The sequence below is a fragment of the Lactobacillus sp. M0403 genome, assembly GCF_016101265.1.
GTDB classification, from domain to species: domain Bacteria; phylum Bacillota; class Bacilli; order Lactobacillales; family Lactobacillaceae; genus Lactobacillus; species Lactobacillus apis.
In genome coordinates this window covers 123,826-146,097 of the sequence record NZ_JACFQV010000002.1, presented here as the reverse complement: position 1 = coordinate 146,097, position 22,272 = coordinate 123,826, and the positions used below count along the sequence as shown (strand labels likewise).

General features: G+C 37.5%; 22 protein-coding genes. 2 read left to right on the top strand and 20 right to left on the bottom strand.

The features are described from left to right. Positions 1-9: 9 nt before the first annotated feature. Genes recG through H3T48_RS03260 form a run of 3 tightly spaced genes read right to left on the bottom strand, consistent with a single transcriptional unit; the run spans position 10 to position 4,090 of the window. Complete coding sequence (gene recG, locus H3T48_RS03270; RefSeq protein ID WP_198188459.1) at positions 10-2,046, bottom strand: ATP-dependent DNA helicase RecG; 2,037 nt, start codon at positions 2,044-2,046, stop codon at positions 10-12. A 1-nt stretch (position 2,047) separates the two neighbouring features. Next, entirely contained in the window at positions 2,048-3,706 is a 1,659-nt protein-coding gene (locus H3T48_RS03265; RefSeq protein ID WP_198182350.1) for a DAK2 domain-containing protein, read from the bottom strand. Between the two features lie 21 nt (positions 3,707-3,727). Then, on the bottom strand, positions 3,728-4,090 hold the full coding sequence (locus H3T48_RS03260) for an Asp23/Gls24 family envelope stress response protein (RefSeq protein WP_046307138.1): 363 nt from the start codon (positions 4,088-4,090) through the stop codon (positions 3,728-3,730). Between the two features lie 166 nt (positions 4,091-4,256). On the opposite strand from H3T48_RS03260, the gene rpmB reads away from it, so the two are divergent. After that, a complete protein-coding gene (gene rpmB, locus H3T48_RS03255) occupies positions 4,257-4,442 on the top strand; it encodes a 50S ribosomal protein L28 (protein ID WP_046307139.1) in 186 nt (61 codons plus the stop codon). Positions 4,443-4,527: 85 nt separating this feature from the next. Here the strand turns inward: rpmB and H3T48_RS03250 are convergent, their stop codons facing one another. The 10 genes from H3T48_RS03250 to gmk all read right to left on the bottom strand — a co-directional run bounded on the left by H3T48_RS03250 (position 4,528) and on the right by gmk (position 15,067). Continuing rightward, positions 4,528-5,220: a thiamine diphosphokinase gene (locus H3T48_RS03250; RefSeq protein WP_198188458.1), complete on the bottom strand. Its 693-nt coding sequence runs from the start codon at positions 5,218-5,220 to the stop codon at positions 4,528-4,530. Next, positions 5,220-5,873 (bottom strand): ribulose-phosphate 3-epimerase, encoded by a 654-nt coding sequence (gene rpe / locus H3T48_RS03245; RefSeq protein WP_198188671.1) that lies wholly within the window; start codon positions 5,871-5,873, stop codon positions 5,220-5,222. The genes H3T48_RS03250 and rpe overlap by 1 nt, the downstream gene beginning before the upstream one ends. Before the next feature lie 7 nt (positions 5,874-5,880). After that, positions 5,881-6,774 (bottom strand): ribosome small subunit-dependent GTPase A, encoded by an 894-nt coding sequence (gene rsgA, locus H3T48_RS03240; RefSeq protein WP_232349860.1) that lies wholly within the window; start codon positions 6,772-6,774, stop codon positions 5,881-5,883. Then, positions 6,771-8,747 (bottom strand): Stk1 family PASTA domain-containing Ser/Thr kinase, encoded by a 1,977-nt coding sequence (gene pknB, locus H3T48_RS03235; protein ID WP_198188457.1) that lies wholly within the window; start codon positions 8,745-8,747, stop codon positions 6,771-6,773. Before pknB ends, rsgA begins: the two co-directional genes overlap by 4 nt. Next, positions 8,744-9,493, bottom strand: coding sequence for a Stp1/IreP family PP2C-type Ser/Thr phosphatase (locus H3T48_RS03230; RefSeq protein WP_074425145.1), 750 nt, complete (start codon positions 9,491-9,493; stop codon positions 8,744-8,746). Before H3T48_RS03230 ends, pknB begins: the two co-directional genes overlap by 4 nt. Positions 9,494-9,497: 4 nt before the next feature. Next, positions 9,498-10,820 (bottom strand): 16S rRNA (cytosine(967)-C(5))-methyltransferase RsmB, encoded by a 1,323-nt coding sequence (gene rsmB / locus H3T48_RS03225; RefSeq protein ID WP_198188456.1) that lies wholly within the window; start codon positions 10,818-10,820, stop codon positions 9,498-9,500. Then, entirely contained in the window at positions 10,810-11,754 is a 945-nt protein-coding gene (gene fmt / locus H3T48_RS03220) for a methionyl-tRNA formyltransferase (protein WP_198188455.1), read from the bottom strand. The genes rsmB and fmt overlap by 11 nt, the downstream gene beginning before the upstream one ends. A gap of 14 nt (positions 11,755-11,768) precedes the next feature. Then, positions 11,769-14,168, bottom strand: a complete 2,400-nt coding sequence (gene priA, locus H3T48_RS03215; RefSeq protein WP_198188454.1) for a primosomal protein N' — start codon at positions 14,166-14,168, stop codon at positions 11,769-11,771. 63 nt (positions 14,169-14,231) lie between these two features. Next, entirely contained in the window at positions 14,232-14,450 is a 219-nt protein-coding gene (gene rpoZ / locus H3T48_RS03210; RefSeq protein WP_046307157.1) for a DNA-directed RNA polymerase subunit omega, read from the bottom strand. A gap of 2 nt (positions 14,451-14,452) precedes the next feature. Further along, positions 14,453-15,067 (bottom strand): guanylate kinase, encoded by a 615-nt coding sequence (gene gmk, locus H3T48_RS03205; protein WP_046307159.1) that lies wholly within the window; start codon positions 15,065-15,067, stop codon positions 14,453-14,455. Positions 15,068-15,274: 207 nt separating this feature from the next. Here gmk and H3T48_RS03200 point away from each other — a divergent pair, with 207 nt between their 5' ends. Further along, positions 15,275-15,550: a hypothetical protein gene (locus H3T48_RS03200; RefSeq protein ID WP_046307161.1), complete on the top strand. Its 276-nt coding sequence runs from the start codon at positions 15,275-15,277 to the stop codon at positions 15,548-15,550. A 40-nt stretch (positions 15,551-15,590) separates the two neighbouring features. Here the strand turns inward: H3T48_RS03200 and H3T48_RS03195 are convergent, their stop codons facing one another. From H3T48_RS03195 to H3T48_RS03165, 7 genes are read right to left on the bottom strand one after another with little or no spacing between them, the layout of a single operon-like run. Further along, positions 15,591-16,454: a GNAT family N-acetyltransferase gene (locus tag H3T48_RS03195; protein ID WP_198188453.1), complete on the bottom strand. Its 864-nt coding sequence runs from the start codon at positions 16,452-16,454 to the stop codon at positions 15,591-15,593. Further along, a complete protein-coding gene (gene recN, locus H3T48_RS03190; RefSeq protein ID WP_198188452.1) occupies positions 16,451-18,136 on the bottom strand; it encodes a DNA repair protein RecN in 1,686 nt (561 codons plus the stop codon). Before recN ends, H3T48_RS03195 begins: the two co-directional genes overlap by 4 nt. Before the next feature lie 9 nt (positions 18,137-18,145). Further along, positions 18,146-18,955, bottom strand: coding sequence for a TlyA family RNA methyltransferase (locus H3T48_RS03185; RefSeq protein ID WP_198188451.1), 810 nt, complete (start codon positions 18,953-18,955; stop codon positions 18,146-18,148). A 3-nt stretch (positions 18,956-18,958) separates the two neighbouring features. Then, on the bottom strand, positions 18,959-19,825 hold the full coding sequence (locus tag H3T48_RS03180; protein WP_198188450.1) for a polyprenyl synthetase family protein: 867 nt from the start codon (positions 19,823-19,825) through the stop codon (positions 18,959-18,961). 1 nt (position 19,826) lies between these two features. After that, positions 19,827-20,069, bottom strand: a complete 243-nt coding sequence (locus H3T48_RS03175; protein ID WP_046307168.1) for an exodeoxyribonuclease VII small subunit — start codon at positions 20,067-20,069, stop codon at positions 19,827-19,829. Further along, positions 20,059-21,417: an exodeoxyribonuclease VII large subunit gene (gene xseA, locus H3T48_RS03170; protein WP_046307170.1), complete on the bottom strand. Its 1,359-nt coding sequence runs from the start codon at positions 21,415-21,417 to the stop codon at positions 20,059-20,061. The genes H3T48_RS03175 and xseA overlap by 11 nt, the downstream gene beginning before the upstream one ends. After that, positions 21,407-22,255 carry a tetrahydrofolate dehydrogenase/cyclohydrolase catalytic domain-containing protein gene (locus H3T48_RS03165; protein ID WP_198188449.1) on the bottom strand — a complete coding sequence of 283 codons (849 nt, stop codon included), beginning with the start codon at positions 22,253-22,255 and terminating at the stop codon, positions 21,407-21,409. Before H3T48_RS03165 ends, xseA begins: the two co-directional genes overlap by 11 nt. Between the last annotated feature and the right edge of the window lie 17 nt (positions 22,256-22,272).

Genomic DNA, 22,272 nt, shown 5'->3' with positions numbered 1-22,272 from the left:
CAATCTTTTCTAAGTACGTTCTTGCTGTAATTTTTTATATTCTATCACTTGTTTTAAATTTTTGTGCTCACTATCAGATAATTCTGGATCTTTTTCAACTATATTGTTGGCTACTTGTTGAGCCACAACCATTGTTTCGTAGTTGTTGACCACATTTCCTACCTGAAATTCTGGCAAACCAGATTGTGCACGCCCGAAAAGATCACCTTCACCACGAAGCTTTAAGTCTTCTTCGGCCAGTTTAAAGCCATCGGTTGTTGATGCAATTATTTTCATTCGTGCCTTCCCGGCTTCCGTTTTTGGATCTGCTAAAAAGACACAATAGCTTTGCGTTTTTCCACGTCCAATTCGGCCACGAAGTTGGTGCAACTGACTAATTCCAAAACGATCGGCATTGTAGATAATCATTAAATTTGCATTGGCGACATCGACTCCAACTTCAATCACACTAGTAGTAACTAAAATGTTAATCTCACCAGCTGCAAACTCTGACATAATTTCTTCTTTTTTTGCTCCCGGCATTTGGCCGTGAAGAAGTTCAACACGTTGATCAGGAAAATCATGGCTTAGCTTTTCAAAAAGTTCCTCTGCATTTTTTAAATCAAGCGCTTCAGATTCAGTAATCAGTGGAGTAACCGCGTAAATCTGAAAATGTTGCTCCAGTTGCTCGCGCATTAGACGATAAACATCACTCATCTGGTTGCCAGTCTTCCAAAAGGACTTAATTTGCTTTCGGCCCGCCGGAAGATGGCGAATTTCTGAAACAGAAGTTTCGCCATAAACTGTTAAGGCTAGGGTTCTTGGAATTGGAGTTGCAGTCATTGCCAAAGTATCAGGTGCATTACCCTTATTAATCAAAGCTTGACGTTGTCCAACTCCAAAGCGGTGTTGCTCATCAATAATTACGAGTCCTAGGCTTTTAAAAATAACACTTGGTTGAATTAATGCATGAGTTCCAACAACCACATTGATAGTGCCATCAGTCAATTCACGATATATTTCTCGACGCTCGAGTGTCTTAGTAGTTCCAGTTAAAAGTGCTGTCCTAACTCCAAACGGCCGCAAAAGATCATCTATCTTCTTAAAATGCTGCGTAGCTAAGATTTCTGTTGGCACCATTAAAACTGCTTGAAACCCCGCAGTAACGGCTGCATACATCGCATAGATTGCAACAATCGTTTTACCTGACCCAACATCCCCTTGCAGCAAGCGATTCATTTGCTTAGTAGAATGCAAATCAGCAAAGATTTCATTTATAACCCTTTTTTGATCATCTGAAAGATCAAATGGCAATGCTTTGGTCAGTTCATTGATTTCTTCCAAGTCATACTTTTTTGCTATTCCAGTATTTTGGGAATTATGCCTAGTCAGTTCAGCAAGTTCTGTTTGGAAAATAAAAAATTCGCGGAAAATTGCGCTTCTTTTCGCTAATTCTGCTTCACGACCATTTTTTGGATGATGCATTTGCAAAATTATTTGTTGCTCGGGAAGTAAGCGATACTTTTGACGAATTGGTTCGGGAACGATATCCATTACGTCTGGCAAAAAATCCTCCAAAGCTAAATCTATCAACTCAACGAGCTTCTTTTGCCTAATATGATGGTTAACCGAATATATCGGAGCCATTCCGCTGTCATTTTCCTTTGCAGCAACAAATTTAAAGCCAGCCAAACTTTGCCTTGCAAGGTTGTACTTGCCATAAACTGCTACTTCTTTTCCAACTTCAATTTTCTCTTTTAGCCATGGCTGATTAAAAAAATTGACCAAGATTACATCATGGTCAATTCTCATTTTGAAACTAAGTCTGCTTTTTTTGTAACCAAATCTGCTAACAAAGGCGTCAGTCGCAACAATCCCTTTTAGCATTACCTTTTGACCATCCATGATCTGATCAAGTGGTATCGTCTGCAATTCATCGTAGCGAAATGGAAAATAAAATAACAAATCATATATGCTATATATTCCTAAGCTACCAAGAGCAGCAGCAGTTTTTGTTCCTATGCCTTTTAAATTGGTCACAGGAGCAAATAGTTTGTTTGCATCCATTTTACTCTACAGAAATCAAGAAATTATAAACTGGTTGCCCACCATTGTGCACTTCAAATTCAAGATCGTCGTGCTTTTCTTCTAGCGCAGAAACAACTTGATTGGCCTCTTCTTTGTTAGAATCACGACCAAACATCACAGTAATAATTTCTGAATCCTCATCAAGCATTTTTTCAACCATATCAACGGTAGATTGAACTAGATCTTTTTCAGCAACTTGAATATCACCATCAATAATACCTAAAAAATCATTTTCATGGATTTCAATACCATTGATTGTTGTATCACGGTTAGCTTTAGTAACTTCTCCTGAAACCACATCTTCAAGTGAATCAGTCATATTATCAACGTTGTTTTCCAATGTATCATCTGCATCAAAAGACAACATTGCAGTTAGTCCTTGCGAAATTGTCTTAGTAGGGACAATTCCAACTGGAATATCGCTAACTTCTGCTGCTTGTTTTGCTGCCATTACGATGTTGCCATTGTTAGGTAAAACAATTGCCTTCTTGGCTCCTGATTTCTTAATCGCATCGATAATGTCTTGAGTAGAAGGATTCATTGTTTGTCCACCAGAAATAATCCGGTTTACCCCTTCACTTTCAAACAGCTTACGAATACCGTTACCAGAAGCAACTGCGATTACAGCAAAATCTACACTTTCTTGCTGTTCTTCATTGTTGTTAACAATCGTCTCATGTTGAATACGCATGTTATCAATTTTGATTTTACCTAATTGTCCAAATTGGCTGCCATATTCAAAAATTGCACCTGGATGCTCAGTATGAATATGAACTTTAGCCACCTCGTCATCAGAAACAGCTAAAAGCGAATCACCTAATTTAGATAAGTGATCTCTAAATTCTTCAAGGTTAAATGGCTTTTTATCAGGCATATCAGCAGTCAAATCAACCATAATTTCTGTACAATAACCATGGTCAATATCTTGAGTAGCTAATTGTGATTGAACGGACTGGTGGTGCATGGCATTAATCATTTCATCCATTTCACCTTCATCTGGTTGGTAGCGATCTGCAAAATCTTCGCCAAGAAGTCCTTCCAAAAATCCCTCATAGATAAAGAGCAAGCCCTGTCCACCAGAATCAACTACGCCGACTTGTTTTAAAACAGGTAATAAGTCAGGTGTTGTCTTCAAAGCTGCTTTGGCACCTTCGACAATCGCCTTCATTACTTCTTCAACATCGTCCGTCTCATTGGCCTTATTAGCACCTTCTTGAGCTGCTACACGGGCAACAGTTAAAATTGTACCTTCAACTGGTTTCATCACAGCCTTATAAGCTGTAGCAACACCATTAGAAAAGGCATTTGCAAGTTCTTGAGCGTTTAAAGTCTGCATTCCTTGAGTAGCTTTGTACACACCTCTAAAGAGCTGGGAAGAAATAACCCCACTGTTACCGCGGGCACCCATTAGCATCCCTTTAGCTAAGCTTTCGGTTAAATCACCGACACTATTACTTGGGTTTTCGCTAACTGCCTTTGCTCCGCTTTCAATAGTTAAATTCATGTTTGTTCCAGTATCACCATCAGGAACTGGAAAAACATTCAAGGAGTTAATAAACTCTGCATTTCGACCAAGTCTGTGTGTTGCCACACGAACCATGTCTCTGAACTTTTTACTATCTATTTCCTTTAAAACCAAAATTTATAACCTCCGCTTGAGTTATTCGTCAAGCACTTTAACACTTTGAACGATGACATTAACAGCCTTAGTATCAATTCCAAGTTGATTCTTCAAATTGAATTTAACGCTAGTTTGTACGTTACGGCTAACTTCAGAAATTTTTAGTCCGTAGCCCACAATAATATAAACATCAACCGTAATACTATTATCTTCTGACTTAACAACAACACCACGTTTATAGTTTGCTCGATTAAGAATTCCATCAAAGCCATCGCGAATAGCATTCTTAGATGCCATTCCAACAACACCGTAATTGGATGTAGCTGCACTACCAACAACAGTTGCAATTACTCCGTTTGAAATATCAATCAAACCATCTTTTGTTTTGATTTTAACAGCCATGTTTATCCTCCGAATCATTGTTCTCAATATTATGAATCTATTTTATCATAGTAATCAAGTAATAATACAAAAATCCATTTATAAAAAATACTTTTCAGGTTGCAATGATTTAGAGAATATGCTATCTTAACTAAGTATGAAAACACAAATAAAGGGGGTTTAGCAAATGGCAAAAGATTATATCACTGGTAAAAAGACCACTTTTGGTAACACACGTTCACACTCACTGAATTCATCACGTCGTACGTGGAAGCCAAACCTTCAAAAAGTTCGTATTCTTGTTGATGGTAAACCAAAGCGCGTATGGGTATCAACTAAGACTTTAAAGTCTGGTAAAGTTACTCGTGCCTAATAAATGGACTGACAAATAGTTTGTCGGTCTTTTTTTGTACTTAAAAAGCCACTTTCTCTTTTAAGCTGAGAAAGTGGCTTTTTCTTTATTTTTGAATATTTTGAAAACGTTCGAGATCACGCGATTGGATTATCGCGATTAACCCCTTCTTAAATGATACATTAAACGTATCCTGATCAGGCAAAAATTCATTTGAGCTAAGTGATACAGGATTAGTATTTGAATAGCCTGCAAGATTGTACTTTGCATTTGAGATATTTAGTTCTTCTACCTCATTCAATGGAGCGACACCAAAATAAGTGTAATTTTCTATACGTTTAACAGCATGCTTTCCTGGCTTTAAAAATGAAATATAATTTTGCTGATCAATTATTTGTACCTTTTCAGCATATTGCCTGAATTCAGGTTTTAGCAGCATGAATAAATTAGTCAAAAAATGATCTAGTCTTCCACCAGTTGCACCAATTAAAGATAGTGAGTCGACGCAATAATCATCAAAAGCATAATGCAAAGCAAGTTCGGTATCGGTTAAGTCTTTTTCAGGCACTGAGTAACGAATATCAGAAACACTCTGATTAATCCGCAATAGCTCTTCTTTTTTCAGAGAATCAAAATCACCTACCGCAAGATCAGGAGTTAAATTTAACTCTTCCAATAACAAACTTCCACGATCGACACCAATAATAAAAGTTCCTTTTTCACGAGCTTTTACTAGTTTATCCTTTATATCAATAGGCCAAGAAATATTTGGACCGCCTAATAGTGCAATAGCCTTCATTATTCTTCAACAGCTTTTTCTAATTTTTTAATTTGGACTGGAATACTCTTTTGGCAGAATAGATACGAACCCGCAACAAAAATATTAGCTCCAGCGTCCTTAGCCAGTTGAGCAGTTTGGTCGTTAATACCACCATCAACCTCAATCGGCACTCTTCCTGCTAAAAGTTCATTTGCTTCTTTAATTCGCTCACATGAGCCCGAAATGAATTTTTGTCCGCCAAACCCCGGATAAACAGTCATCATTAAAACTTGATCTATTTTAGCTTGGAATTTTTCTAAAACTGAAACCGGTGTGTCTGGATTAAGAACAATGCCAGCTTTTATCCCATTTGAATGTAAAAAATCAATCCAGTGATTCAGCTTATCTTCAGTCATTGCCTCATAATGAAGTAAAACCAAATCCGCTTTTGTTTTAGCAAATTCTGGTACCAAAACATCAGGATTATTACTCATTAAGTGAACTTCTGCTTCTAAATCAGGAAATTCAGCTTTAAAATCACTGACTAGCTGCGGGCCAAATGACAGATTTGGTACAAAATGGCCGTCCATAATATCAATATGAAAACGCGTAATCCCATTTTCAGCAGCAGTAGCAATATCATCCTTCAAATTCAAATTATTAATATTTAGAATTGATGGTGCAATCATTATTGTCTCCTTATTTTAAATACTCTGGCATCCTACCATTCTCAATTTCTGAGCGCATCTGTAAATAATTATCATAACGGCTTTGTGTGATTTCCTGCTTTTCAACCAGATTTTTGACCTCGCATTTAGGTTCCTTGATATGTTGACAACCACGAAACTTGCATTTAACACTTGCTCGTTTAAATTCAACAAAGTAATTACATAAATCATTAATCTTAATTGGTGTAAAGTCAATTGCAGAAAAGCCTGGTGTATCAGCTAAAAAGCCCTCACCAAGTGGGAACAGTTGAACTGTTCTAGTAGTATGCTTACCTCGGTTCAAACTGGTAGAAATTGCAGCAGTTTCCTGCTCTATATCTTGTTTCAGATGATTAATCAATGTTGATTTTCCGGCACCAGATTGACCAGCCAGAGTCCAAATTTGTTGAAACTCAATTGCCGACGGCAATTTTTCCGCTAGTTCTTCCCATTGATAAAAAATTGGGTAACCTATTTTTGCGTAATAAGACAAATTAGCTTTAATTTCGGCCAATTTTGCTTCATCAGCCAAATCACTTTTTGAAAGATATATACTAACTGCAACTTTTTGCCAAGAAAAGAAGGTTAGATACCTATCTAATAATTGAAGCGAAAAATCAGGCTCAACAGCTGAAATCACCAGTAAAACATGATCTACATTTGCTAGTGCAGGACGGCCAATCAAGTTAACTCGAGGCAGGATTTCTGTTAAATAGCTTGTACCCTGCTCGTCTACTTGAATTTTTACATGGTCGCCAACAGTGGGCTTTTCCTTATTTTTCCGGAAAAGTCCTCGCGCTCTTGTGCGAACAATTTGGTTTCCAGTTTGAACATCATAAAAACCAGAAATTAGTCCAACAACTATCCCATCAGTTTGTTTAATCATCTATTTACCTTTTCGTTTAGTATAGTTTGGCCATCCCTGACAACACGTAATTCACCTGCTCCATCCTTTAACGAAAATGGAATTGAGAAGTTCATGTCTCGTTTTATGTACAAATCACGGTAAATATTATTAATTGAGTGATCGTCATCAGAAACATAGATTTGAATGTGATTACCTCTTCTGTTAGGCGAATCATCATCATTATCTTGATACGTTACTGTAAATGTTTTAATCGCAGTATGGTCTCGTTCAATTTTTGGACCCTCAGAAACACTAACCATTATTGTACTTCCGTGAGGGACATGTGTTCCGGGGGCAGGACTCATGGAAATAACCATGCCCTTCTTTACTTTCTTTGAATAAGCAGGACTGACTTGCAAAATCAAATCATGCCGACGAACATATTCTTGAACTTCTCGCAATGTGTAATCTTTAAAATCTGGAAGCTTAACTGTATCATTTTTTTCGTGATCATCTTGTCCTTTTGAAACGACCAAAGTGATTGTTGTTTCTGCCGGCTTTACTTCAACTCCAGCAGCAATGCTTTGCGAAACCACATGATCAATTGGAACACTGTCAGAAAACTGGTTTTCACGAATAACGTCAAAGCCCATTTTTTCTAGTTTAGCAACCGCTACTTGATATGAATCGCCTGACACATCCGGCACTTTAGCCATTCCAACACCATCGGAAACTTTTAAGTCAACAAATCTACCTTTTTTTGTCACTCTACCAGCTGGAGGCGATGTTGAAATAACTTTACCTCGACTAATTCGCTCTGAATTTTGATGCCTTATTCTACCAACCTTCAAACCGACTTGTTCAATTTTTTGGCGAGCAGATTCTTCGGATAAATTAGTAACATCTGGAATTCTTACTTCACTTTGACTGTTATTGGTAACAACTAAAAGTAATAAACCAACCACTAAAACAGCTGCCAGACCCATAAAAAGCCACCACCATTTATGAGTTTTTAATGTCTGCAAAAAATTGCCTTTTGTTGAGGACTTATTATTTTTATCGTCTAATGTCTCTTCTTTTACTTGATTACTATCTTCTCGCTGACGATTAGCCTTAAAATCAGGTAAAATTATAGTTTCATCATCACTTGTGCCATGTGTTGGTACAAAAACAGGTTCATTAACTCGAGCAGGATCCAAGCTAGTGTCAATATCTGCACGCATTGCGCTCGCTGAAGCATAGCGATCCCGCGGATCCTTAGCGGTTGCTTTTAGCACAACATTTTCTAGAGCTTGCGGAACCTTCGCATCTTTTTCTTTAATCGATGGAATTGGCTCTTGGGCATGTTTAAGAGCAATCGCGACTGCAGAGTCACCATTAAATGGAACTGAGCCAGTTATCAGCTCATAGAGAATGATTCCAAGTGAGTAAATATCTGATTGTTTAGTAATTAACCCACCACGTGTCTGTTCAGGAGACATGTAATGCACTGAACCGAGCGCAGAGTTTGTCTGCGTAATTGAATTTTGGTTTAATGCAACTGCTATGCCAAAATCGGCAATTTTAATATTACCGTGTTTATCCATCAAAATATTTTGTGGCTTTAAATCACGGTGTATCACATTATGCTTATGAGCCAATGTCATTGCACTAAGTATTTGATCCATAATTCGAATCACATCATGCAAATTAAGTGGTGAATTCTGAATAATATAGTCTTTTAAATCAGGTCCATCTACGTACTCCATTACCATGTATGGCAAGCCCTGATCAGTGCCCACATCTAAAACCATCACAATATTAGGATGACTTAATTCACTGGTAGCAAGCGCTTCACGTTGAAAGCGCGCTACAGTTTGCGGCTCTTTTTGTAGATCCAGCCTTAAAATTTTAACGGCAACTTTCCGCTGTAAAATGATGTCTTCAGCTAAATAGACATTTGCCATTCCGCCTTCACCTAATGTATCGATTATGCGATAGCGGTCGCCTAATAAATAGCCTTTATTAATCAACGTGAGCCACCACCTTCATTTAGGACTAGACAAACGGTAATGTTATCGCCGCCACCAAGACGATTTGCTTCATTAATTAGCTTATGGCAGCGGTCTTTGAGTGATAGATCCTTAGTGGCTAAAATTTGTTGGATTTGCGGATCAGTCAAAGAATTGGTTAGGCCATCTGTGCACAGCAAAATAAGGTCGTCATCATTGAAGGGGATTTCACGAAACTCAGGATCAATTGTGCTTGAAACGCCAAGTGACTGCGTAATGATATTTTTTTGCGGATGGGTTAAAGCCTGCTGCTTAGTAATTTGCCCCATTTTAACTAGTTCATTAACAAGAGAATGGTCTTCAACTAGTTGAACAAATTTTCCTTCTGCATAACCGTAAGCACGTGAATCACCCAAATGAGCAATCAAAGCTTGATGGTCAAACACAACTGCCAAAACAATTGTAGTGCCCATTCCATTTAAATCAGGAAAACGATCTGCTGTGCGCAAAATCGTTTCATTTTCAGAGCTTAATTGGACATCAAGCCATTTATGAGCATTTGCACAATCACTGAAATCGGTCTCGCTAAAGCTGTGACCTAAATGGCTAACAGCCATGGTTGAGGCAACGTCACCACCTTGGTGACCACCCATGCCATCACAAACGATTGCCATCGTCGCTCCACTTTTGTTTTTAAAAACTTGTACAAAATCTTGGTTGCTTTTACGTATTCGTCCAATACTTGAAGCAAATGCTGTTTTAATCAAAATGTTAACCTCGTGCTATAAACTTGGCAATAAAGAAGCCATCACTGCCATAACTGTCCGGTAAAAGCTTAATTAAACCATTTGGCGCATCCATATTACCTGTAGTGAATGACTGTAATTCAAACTCCGGATGCTCTTTTAAGAAAATTTCTACAACGTCTTCGTCTTCTTCACTTGCAATCGTACAGGTAGAATATACTAGCTCTCCATTCTGCTTCAGTAATTGACTAACATGATCAAGAATCGCCAACTGAATTTGTTGCAGCTTGGTTAGATCAGCCAGGGTTTTATTGTAGCGAATTTCTGGTTTTCTTCTAAGTAATCCTAATCCTGAACAAGGAGCATCCACTAAAATCTTATCAAAAGAATTTTTGCTAAATTCGCTATCCACCTTGCGAGCATCCATTTCCTTGGTGATTACCCGCTCAGCTACATTCATTCGTTCAGCGTTTTGCTTAACCAAGCGTAATTTATTGGCATGAATATCCAACGCCGTAACTGTGCCACTGTCTAGTTTTTCAGCAATCTGCACTGTTTTACCGCCTGGGGCACTACAGGCATCGAGAACTTTTTCATTTCCTGTAAAATCAAAAGCGCTCACTGCTAAGCTAGCAGCTTCATCTTGAATGGTTAGTTTGCCAGATTTAAATAAGTTAGTTGAACTAACACCGCCATGATCCAAAACCAATTCTTCACTCGTCAATTGGGAATGTTGTGGCGAGAAGCCTAATTCATTCAACTCACTGACAACTTCAGTTGGATTCGCCAGCCGAGAAAGACGAACAGTATTTTTAGCTGGTTCATTAATACTTGCCAGAATACTTTCTGTTCGTTCAATTCCCCAATGATCAACTAAGTACTTAACTAACCATTCTGGGACGCTTTCTTTGACGCTTAAATAATTTATCTGCTGCTCTTTTTCAGGTAAAACTGGCCCACGTCTAATTAAAGAGCGCAAGATTCCATTAACTATTTTATAGCCAGTCGAATTACGCTTTCCAAACTGTTTAGCCAAAATATTAGCTTCGTTTAAAACTGCTCGGTTAGGAACTTTATCCATAAAAAAGAGTTGATAAGCTGACATTAATAACAATGGCTTTAGATAGTCTTCTTTTAGCTTAGTTTTGATTAAATCATGCAATTGAAATTCCAAATAAATCTTATATTGAACCGTACCATAAACAAGCCTGGTAGCAAAGTTGCGGTCAGTTTCCGATAAACTAGAATTGCGCAAGCTATTATTCAAGCTAATATTTGAATATGAGCCATCATTAAATATGTGTATTAAAGTTTCTAAAGCAATAAAGCGAGCACTTTTATCCGTCAACTACTTGTTCTCCTACTTTAAACTTACTACCTTGACCATTCAAAAAGCTCTGAATTGCCATTTTCTTCTTTCCAGCTGGTTGAACTTCTAGCAGATTCAAAACGGTGCCTTCCGCAAAACTAATTGCGAAACGATTATCATTAGCAACTAGACTTCCAGCGGGCAGAGTTGTTTTTTCTTCAGAAACTTGAGCTTGCCAAACTTTAAGTCGACTATTTCCAAGCATTAGGTAAGCGCCTGGATCAGGATTGAGCCCTCTTATTAAGTTATTTGCTTGTGACGCAGTTAACGTCAAACTAATCTTTTCTTGTTGCTTGCTGATATTCGGAGAGAAAACGACCTGGTCAGGATCCTGCGCCGTTTTTTCATCTGGATGAGCAATTATATGTGGAAGTGTCTCTAAAAGCAAGTCTCGACCAACAAGTGATAATTTATCAAAAACGCTACCAGTAGTATCATCAGGCTCTATCTTAATTGCCTTTTGCGCATAAATGTCACCCGCATCCATTTCCTTGACCATTTCCATAATAGTGATACCAGTTTCTTGATCGCCATTAATCACAGAATATTGAATTGGCGCTCCACCACGATATTTAGGTAAAAGTGAGCCGTGAACATTAACCGCAGCAATTTTAACTGAGTTTAAAAATTTAGTTGGTAAAAATTGACCATATGCTGCTGTAACAATAAGGTCAGCGTGCATTTCAATCAGCTCTTCGACTTCTTCGGAACGAGCCAACTTAGTAGGCTGATAAATCGGTAAATTGAGTTCTTCAGCCGCCACCTTAACAGGCGTTTTAGTAACTTGCTGCTTTCGACCAACCTTTTTATCTGGTTGCGTCACTACAGCCTTAATTTCATAATTATTTTCGACTAGTCCTTTTAAAATTGGTACAGAAAAATCTGGTGTTCCCATAAAAATTATTGATGTCATTAAACATATCCCCTTTACATGATTCGTTCTGGTTCATTGTCGATATAAATATTTAATCCATATCTCTTCACTTTTTGTGCAGAATCCTGGATTTGATGTAATAAGCTATTTAAATTGTCTTCTTTTTTATATTTTACCAGTATTTGATAATAATATTGATTTTTTAGACGAGAAATTGCGCTTGGTGATGGTCCTAAGATAATTGCCGAACTACTCAAATGTTGCTGAAGTTGCTTTTTAATTTTGAATGCTTCCTTAGCAGCATTTTGCTCATTTTTGGATGCAACAGAAACCAAAACGGTATAAAAGTATGGCGGATAATCACCAGCATGACGGACTTTCATTTCATAAGCATAAAAATTCTCATAATCCTGTTTTTTAGCAAATTTAATAGCGTAATGATCTGGATTAAAAGTTTGTATTATGACTTCGCCAGTCTTTTCAGCACGTCCTGCCCGACCGGCCACTTGTGTCAAAAGCTCAAAGGTACGTTCAGATGCATTGTAATCTGGCACCCACAAACCCGTATCGGCGTTGATTACACCAACTAAAGTTACATTGGGAAAATCCAGTCCCTTGGCTATCATCTGTGTGCCCAATAGAATATCTGCCTCATGGTTACCAAAAGTATCAAGAATATTTTTAAAGGCACCTTTTTTTCTCGTCGTATCAACGTCCATCCGTAACACTCTTGCTTTGGGTATTAGCTCATTCAACTCTTCTAACACCTTCTGCGTTCCGGTACCTAAAAATCTGATTCGTTTACTGTGACAATTAGGACAAATTTGTGGAATTGCAGTTGTATAGCCACAATAATGACACTGCATTTGTTGGGTATCCTTATGCATTGTCAACGAAAGGTCACAATTAGGACATTTCATTACGTAACCACATTCACGACAAAGCATAAAACTGGCAAAGCCGCGTCGATTGAGCATTAAAATGACTTGTTCCTTTTTTTGCAGTCTTTGCTTGATTGCATCAACTAATTGAATTGATAAATCAAGTTGATTACCTGCAAAATCAGCCTTTTTTAAGTCTATTAAATTTACTTCAGGTAGTTTCTTGGCATTGGCACGTTTTGGAAGTTCTAATAACTGATAAACACCTTTCTGGGCTCGTGCACGGCTATCAAGAGACGGAGTGGCACTACCCAGAACTAAAGGACAAGAATTGTATTTACTACGCCAAATTGCAACATCCCGTGCATGATAACGCGGATTGTCTTCTTGCTTATAAGACGATTCATGTTCTTCATCAATTACAATTAAACCGATATTAGTTAAAGGAGCAAAAACCGCGCTTCGTGCACCTACTACAACATGAACCTCCCCGCGTCTTATACGACGCCATTCATCATATAATTCCCCTTCAGATAAACCACTGTGCAATACCGCTATTTGATCACCAAAACGATTTTTTACTTGCTCAACCATCTGCGGTGTTAGTGAGATTTCTGGTACTAGCATTAACGCATTTTTGCCAAGCTCAAGCGTCTTACTAATTGCATTCAAGTAGACTTCAGTTTTGCCACTACCCGTAATCCCTTCTAATAAAAAAGTCTTAGCCGTTTTAGTTTGAATCGCAGGGGTAATTTGCGCAAGTGCTTCTTTCTGGTCCTCATTTAACTCAACCTTTGGTTGACTTGCTTTAGACCGTCCATAGCTAGCTATTGGATCACGATAAATTTCAGTTTGACTTCTTTCAAGCCAACCTTTTTTAATCGCGCTTGTTAAAGTTTCTGTTTTGAGCTGAGCCCCTTGCTCAAGTTCATTTTGCATCATTGGAAATTGTTCATAATTTTCAATGACAAACATTAATAGTTGTCGCTGCTTAACGGCATTTGTACGAAGCTCTTCATACAAACTAATATAATCTTTTTTAGCTAAAGTAAGTTCATAACAATTGGCTGTTTTTACTTTGGCACGATTTTCAACCAAATATTCTATCTTGGCATCTTGACTGCGTAGCAAGCTATTAATACGACCAATCTCTTGATTATCAGTCACATTAGCTAAATCAATTGGATCACCGTGAAAGTATGGCATTTTTTTTGCTTCGTCGGTTATCGGTACCAAGATTTTGCGGTAATTTGCCCGCATCACTCTTGGGAGCATTGTCTTAAGAATCGAAATTCGATAGGCAAAAATCCGATTAGCCAGCGCGTTAGATAATTCAACTAATTCAGGTGTTAACGGTGGCATTTCATCCACTACTAAAAGCAAATCTTTTAATTCACCCTGATATTTGCTTTTTTCACTGAGGCCAACGACAAAACCCTGCAATTTACGTGAACCAAATGGTACAAATACTCGTGAGCCAATTTCTACACCATCTAAGTCATCTGGTACATGATATTCAAAAATGCGGTCAGTCTGTTTTGCTGCAATATCAATTACTACTTGCGCAATCATTTAATCATCCTTAAAAAAATAACCTCCATCCCAAAAGAGATGGAGGTTAAATAATTCAACCAACTACTGATTAACCTCGCGATGGCTTGAATCGACGGTAACTTTACCGGCTTCAATCTCTTCAAGGGCCTTTCCGACGGGCTTTAATGATTTATATTCTTTCAATGCCTCTGGATCACCAGCTTCAAGTTCATGTGCACGCTTAGCAGCAAGAACTGATAATGAATATCTTGAATCCACTTGGGCTAATAATTTATCAATTGATGGATATGTAACTCTCATCTTTAATCCTCCCTAACCATTTTACGGTAAGTATCAATAACGCGTTTTACACTGACATGTTCAGCATCTACGATTGCCTTAATGTGATCAACTGCATTTGCAACAGTATCATTGACCACCGCATAATCATAATCTTGCATGACTAAAATTTCATTACGCGCCTGCTTGATTCTTCCCATAATAACATCTTCAGACTCAGTCCCACGATTTTCTAGGCGTTGATGTAATGTATGCAAATCTGGTGGCGTTAAAAAGATAAAAACTCCGTCAGGCATTTTTTCTCGTACCTTTTTTGCTCCATTAACATCGATTTCCAGCAGTACATCTTTGCCTTCTTCAAGCATTCGCTTAACCGGTACTAAAGGTGTCCCATAAAAATGATCAACGTACTTATTATATTCTAAAAGTTCACCTTGGTTAATGGCTTCTTGAAATCTTTCTTCGCTAACAAAGTAATAATCTTTACCATCTACCTCGCCCGGTCTAGGTTTTCTTGTTGTCATCGAAACCGAATATTCAAACGGAAAAACTTTACCATCTACGATTGCACTTTTCACAGTGCCCTTTCCTACTCCTGAAGGACCAGAAAGAACAAGCAACAAGCCTTTTTCTGTCATGCCATACTCCCCTAATAAAAGCTATTATGTCTAGTTTGCACTAAATGCAGAATATTTTCAAGTTCTACCTATTTATTATGTACAATAGGGAATTTTAAAGTAGCGCATGATGGAAATTATTTTTGGAAAAAGTATTGTTTTTCTGAACAAATGTTCTTATAATATAAAGAGTCAAACAAGTGTTCGAGAAAAACTGAGGTATGATTGATGAAAAACTCACTTAAAAAAATCTATCACTATTTATTTGATTATGACATTGATAAACTGAGTATTTATGACCAATATCACAGTGAAATTCTATCTTCTTTAGAATTTGCTTTACTTCACCGGGCTTATGTCCTATTAAGATATCAAGATGGTACTAGTGAAATTGGGCAGGTCATTAAGCACATTTCTGCAGGACGCTTTGCCTTGCGCACAACTAACCAAAAGCTAATAAAAGTTATTGACTTAGATAATATTTTTAGGGTCGATTTAGCTTAATAAAAAAAAGAGTTGAGAAATATTTCTCAACTCTTTTTTACTATTCTTCTTTCACTAAATAGTAAGTTTCACTAACTATTTTTAAGCCAGCATTTTGATAAGTCCGAACTGCCGCTATGTTATCAGGTTCGACATCAAGCGAAAACTCGTTTTTTCCTTTTCTAAGCAAAATTTCCATCATTTTTTTAATAAAGAAGCTAGCATATCCATGTCCCTGATAGTCGCGAGCAACAAATAAACCAAAGAAATACCCGTCATCAACAGCACAATAGCCAATCACGTCTTCTTTATAAGTTAAAACAAAACTCAGCATTTGATCATCAGCCAAACTTTCGGCAATATAAGTTTTAGCGTTCGCAATATCTAGATCAAAAGCTACACTATAAATACTTGCAACATTATTAAAATCCGTTTTGACCATCTGACGCACGCCTAGTATGCGATTAAGTTTGTCATCTTGAAAAATTTTCTCTGGATTTTGTGTACTCATATGATAGTCAGTAGCATCAACTTTTAAATTATTATTGGACAAATATGTCGGATTTTGTTCTATAAAAGCTTTCTCGCTAACAAAATCATAGTTCTGATAACCATATTTATTCAGAATCTTTTTTGCACGCTTAATCATTTCAGTAGCTACGCCTTGTTGACGTTTTTTGGGCGCTACTTCCACATGAATGTCGACTTCTTCATCCGGCTTCTCATCAGCATAAAGCATTGTTAGACCTATTAGCTCTTCATTATCATAAGCTAGAATAAAAGTAGGCATATCCTTAAAATAATTGTATTGATTACTTAAATAGATATCACAAAAAGTTTTATCGTGTTCATGAATTACTTTAGCTAGCTGACGAGCCTGCTTCACTTCTTTAGAATCTAATTTTATTTTTTCGAGATATCTCATTCTTTCTTTTTAAAACTCCTCATTAGGTCTTTCGCGTTTTGTTTTGCAGCTTGAGTAACATCGCTTCCTGCCATCATTTCGGCAATTGCAGTTACTGTTTCTTCCTGGGTTAATGGACCTATTTGAGTGTAGGTTGCACCATCTTTAACTTCCTTGGCAACTAAGTACTTTTGATCACTAGCTGCAGCTACCTGAGGCGAATGAGTTATGGCAATAACCTGTTTATTTTGTCCAATTGAATGCAATTTCTTTCCAATTGCCGCTGAAACTCTTCCAGAGACACCAGTATCAATTTCATCAAAAATCATTGTTCCTACAGGTTCAACCCGACTAAAAATTGCTTTAAGCGCTAAAATCAACCTTGATTGCTCACCACCTGAAACAATTTTTACCAATGGCATTAAATCTTCTCCCGGATTAGGAGCGATTAGGAACACAACTTCATCTGTTCCCTTTTTGGTGAAACCCTTAGTAGTCGAAATATCTATTGCAAAACGGGCCTTTGCCATGTATAAGTCTTTAAGTTCTTGCTTAATCTTCTCTTCTAATGTATTTGCAACTTTTTCACGCATCTGATGAAGTTTCTTTGCTTCTTCAGTTAGCTTACTTTCAACTTGAGCTACTTCTTTTTGCAGTTTTTCTTCATCCAGACCGCCAGTTTCATATTGACTTAACTCTTTTTGTACTTTTTCATAAAAAGCAAACACATCCTGCAAAGTAGGGCCATACTTTTTCTTTAGCGAATTGAGTAAATCTAATCTACTTGTAACATATTGATAGCGTTCCTCATCAAAGTCCATTTCATCTAAGACATTTGATAGTTCACTTCTGGCATCACTTAATGCAAAGACACCGTCATCAATTGTTTTGGCAATGTCCTTAAACTTAGCACCATATTCGCCGAGTTCATTTGCAGCACTCTGAGCATTACCTAGTAGTGTTTCCAAACCATGTTCGTCATCATCGTACAACTGCATTAAGTAATTTGCAGTGTCCACGATTTTTTGATAGTTACTTAATTCGTTGTATTCTTCTTCTAGTTGCTCGTCTTCTGTTGGATCAGTTAAGTTGGCAGAAGATAATTCTTCACTTTGAAAGGTTAAAATATCCTGCTTTTGGGCTAACTCTTGAGCGTCACTTCGCAAATGGTTCAACCGGTTGCTTAACTTTTCCCAAGTAGCGAAATTGGCTTGGTACTCCGCTAGCTCTTTTTTAAATTGTTCTGGAGCGTAATTATCAACTAAATCAATTTGCCGGTCCTGATCCATTAAAATTTGTTGATCATTTTGACCGTGAATATCAACCAGATAATAACCCAATTCTCGTAAAACGTTAATCGTCGTTAACTGTCCATTAATTCTGACTACATTACGACCTTTAACGGCAAGCTCCCTACTAATCACAAGTTGCCCGTCTGAAATAGGCAAGCCATACTGCTCACATAGTTCTGTAATTTTAGCGGCTTGATTGTCAATTTCAAAAAGACCTGTAATAACAGCCTTCTTTTCACCACTACGAACCATTTCTTTTTGGCTTCTTCCACCCATCAATAGTGAAACGGCATCAATAATAATAGATTTACCAGCACCAGTTTCACCAATTAGCACTGTCATATGTTCTTGAAAGCGAACCTTCAAAGCCTTAATAATGGCGAAGTTTTTAATATCCAGTTCAACTAACATAATTATCTCCTAAAGCTCAGCAACTGCTCGTTCAACAACTTCTTCAGGGGTTCCTGACCATAGCATTTGCCCACCATCTTCTTCACTTTTTTGCAAATGAATTAAAAATTCAATATTGCCTTTGCCACCTTTAATTGGTGAATAATCAAGGCCTAGCACGTTAAAGCCTATTTCACGCGCTTTTTCGATGGTATGTTCAATTACATTGCAATGAACCTGGTGGTCATGAACAATTCCGTGTTTACCAACATTTTCTGGCCCCGCTTCAAATTGAGGCTTAATTAGGCAAACAGCATCACAATCATTTTTAAGAATGTCGTACATTGGCGGCATAATTAGATCAAGTGAAATAAAAGAAACGTCAGTCATCGCAAAATCAGGTAATCCCTGGGTAAAATCTTCAGGTTTACTAAAACGGAAATTTTGCTTTTCCATGACCACAACGCGTTTGTCATCTCGCAACTGCCAAGCCAACTGATTGTATCCTACGTCAAGTGCATACACCATTTTGGCGTGGTTCTGTAGTGCAACATCTGTAAAACCACCGGTAGAAGCTCCAATATCAAGACATATTTTATCTGTTAAATCAATTTCGAACGATTCAAGGGCTTTTTCGAGCTTAAAACCCCCACGTGAGACATATTTTTTATCCGACTTTTTAATATAAAAATGTTCATCTTCAGGAAAACTTGTTCCACTCTTATCAATCCGCTGATGATTGTGATCCGAAACCAAACCAGCCATAATTGCTCGCTGTGCCTGAGTTCGAGAGTTAAAAAGTCCTTGTTTAGCTAATAGTATGTCAGCTCTTTCTTTCATTTTTTAGAGCACCTTTTGATATAAATCTAGAAAACCAGTTAAAACTCCATTGTTAAGACTCGTTAAATTTGCTTTTGCCTCAGCAATTAATTTGGTCAGTTCTCTTCTACTTTGTTCAATACCAAGAATTGTTAAAGTATTGTTCTTACCATTTTCTTGGTCCTTGTGAGTTGCTTTTCCAGCCTCTTTACTAGTTTGAACGACATCAACTAAATCATCATAAATTTGGTATGCTCGACCAAAATTATCGGCAAATTTAATTAGATTTGTCTTACTATTTTCATCTGCTCCCGCATAAACAGCACCCATTTTGACACAAGCTTCAATCAAGCAACCAGTTTTTAACCATTCCATTCGATCAATTAAAACTTCGTCATCAGCCACACTTGCATTATTGGTTGAATCAATGTCAAGATATTGTCCTCCAACCATACCGTTGGGTCCAACTGCTGAGGTAATAATTTCAACCAATTCATAGGACTTGCTGCCTTCTGCAATCCATTGAATTCCTAATGGAAGCAATGCGTCTCCAGCCAATATTGCTTCAGCTTCACCCCATTTTTTATGACTGGTTAATTTGCCACGGCGATAATCATCATTATCCATCGCAGGTAAATCATCATGAATCAAAGAATACGTGTGGATTAGTTCGATACCACAAGCAATTTGAACTTCAGAATTCGTAATGTCCTTATTTAAAGAATCTAAGGTAGCCAAAAACAATAAGGGCCGCAGTCTTTTACCACCAGCCATTACTGAATAGGTCATAATTTGACTTATTTTTTTGTCATCAATGTCTTGTTTTAAATGTTCCTCTAAATATTGATCAATTTTGGGTGTCCATTTTTTTCTAAATTCTACAAAATTCATATTATTCTTCCGGTGCTGCAGCGTCATTTGGATCTAATTGATGTTCTGTACCATCACTATCAATTAATTTGGCAACAGTCTCCTCTGCTTCCGTTAAACGTTTGTTCAAGTCCTTACTCAGTTTTACTCCAGTTTGAAATTCAGTCAATGCATCTTCTAAGGCTACATTACCATTTTCAAGGTTGCTAACAATTTTTTGTAATTCATTTAATTCTTCTTCGAAGTTATTTTTCTTAGTTGCCATTTTCGTTTCTCCTAACTGCTTTTACAACAGCCTGTGCTTTACCATCTTTAAAATTAATGTTTATTTCATTATTCTTCTTCAATTGATCCACAGAAGTAATTGTCTTCTGCGTATCATCAGTTACATAAGCATAACCACGATCAAGCGTCATTAAGGGGCTGTAGTCGTTCAATTGCTGACCAGCTTGAGCCAAATGATGCCTTTTTTCGCGTAAAAGCGTCTGCATATTGGAAACTAGTTTTTGGTAGAAAAAGTTCTCTTGTTGAAGCACTTGCTCAATTTTCTTTTCTGGATTCACACCAACTAGCTTTTGCTTTGTAAGTTGATATTGTTGTCTTTGCCGCTCAAGTAGATGAATCATGCTACTGTGAAGCCGCTCACGTAATAAATCGACGGTTTGGGCCTGCTCGTCATATAGTCTGGCCGGTTCTCTCATAATGACCGAATTGTTAATACGATTCAAATATTCACGTCTAACTCGAATAATATTCTGCATACTTGCCAATAGGCTGCTTTGTAATTGATGAATATTAGCTAATTCATCAGGCAAGTTAGGTGTTGCATATTCAGCTGCAGCAGTGGGTGTTGCAGCACGGGCATCAGCCACCAAATCACACAAGGTAGTATCAGTTTCATGACCAACTGATGAAATAACCGGCATACTCATATCATAAACTTGCCGAACCACTTTTTCTTCATTAAAAGGCCACAAATCTTCAAGCGAGCCACCACCTCTACCAATAATCATGACATCATATTTGTCACCATAACTGGTAATTTGTTTCATTGCTTCCACCAAAGAATCTGCAGCACGATCTCCTTGAACTTGAGCAGGAAATAAATCAACTTCGGCATGAGGAAATCTGCGATTGACAGTAACCAAAATATCATGAATTACTGCTCCGGAAGCACTTGTAACTACTGCAATATGATCTGGAAACTTTGGCAACGGCCTCTTATGGGCTTCATCAAACAAACCTTCGTCAGATAATTTTCTTTGCAATTGTTTTAACTGCTCATATAGTGCCCCAAGACCAGCAGGTTCCATTGATTCGGCATAAAATTGGTAGGTACCTTGGGGACCATACACACTTACATAACCCGAAATATAGACCTTCATACCCTCTTCAGGCTTGAATTTAACCTTATCAAAATATGAACGGAACATTACCACATTTATTTTAGATTTTTCATCTTTCAACGAAAAATATTGATGAGAATTTCTGCGATAGCGAAAATTAGACAGTTCACCTTGAAGAAAAACTTTATGCAAATACGGATCATTTTTGAACTTCTGTGTAATATAGTAATTCAGATCCGTAACTGTAAGATACTTATTATCTGCCATTTTTTCTCCTTGTTAGTTTAACAACTTGCTCCATCAATGATTCTACAGTTAAAGGCCCAATTCCTCCAGGGACTGGCGTAATAAAGCTCACTTTAGGTTTAACCAACACAGTATTAACATCCCCAACAGTTTGATTGTTAACTCTATTAATGCCAACATCGATCACCACTGCATTTTCTTTGACCATCTCTGGCGTAATCAAGTTAGCGTGTCCAACAGCTGAAACAAGTATATCGGCATTTTTGGTATATTCAGCAAGCTGTTTTGTTTTTGAATGCAAAATAGAAACTGTCGCATCTCTTTCTAGCATTAAAGCAGCTAATGGCTTGCCAACAATACTACTACGACCGATGATTACCACTTTTTTGCCATGTAACTTAATTTGATAGTGATCAAGTAATGCCAATACACCATGAGCTGTTGCAGGTTCTACATAATGGTCACCGCGCCATAAACGGCCTACATTACTCGGCGTCAAACAATCGACATCTTTTTCTGGGTCGATATGTTCCAATGCTTCATTGAGGTTAATTTGCGGTGGGACCGGTAACTGGATCATAATACCGTAAACTTTTTTATCCTGATTTAACCGATCAATCAGAGTTAACAAAGACTGCTGACTCTGTGTTTTAGGCAGTTGATAGACTTTTTGAACAATTCCAATTTCATCTGCTCGCCTTTTTTTAGTTTTAATATAGAGCTTACTACTTGGATCATCACCAATATTAATTACGCAAAATAATGGAACTATTCCCTGACTTTTTAATTCACTAACTTGTGTCTTTAGTATAGCCGCGCGCTCATCAGCTAAGTTCTTTCCATCTAGAAATTGACCCATTAGTTTATTCCTTTTTT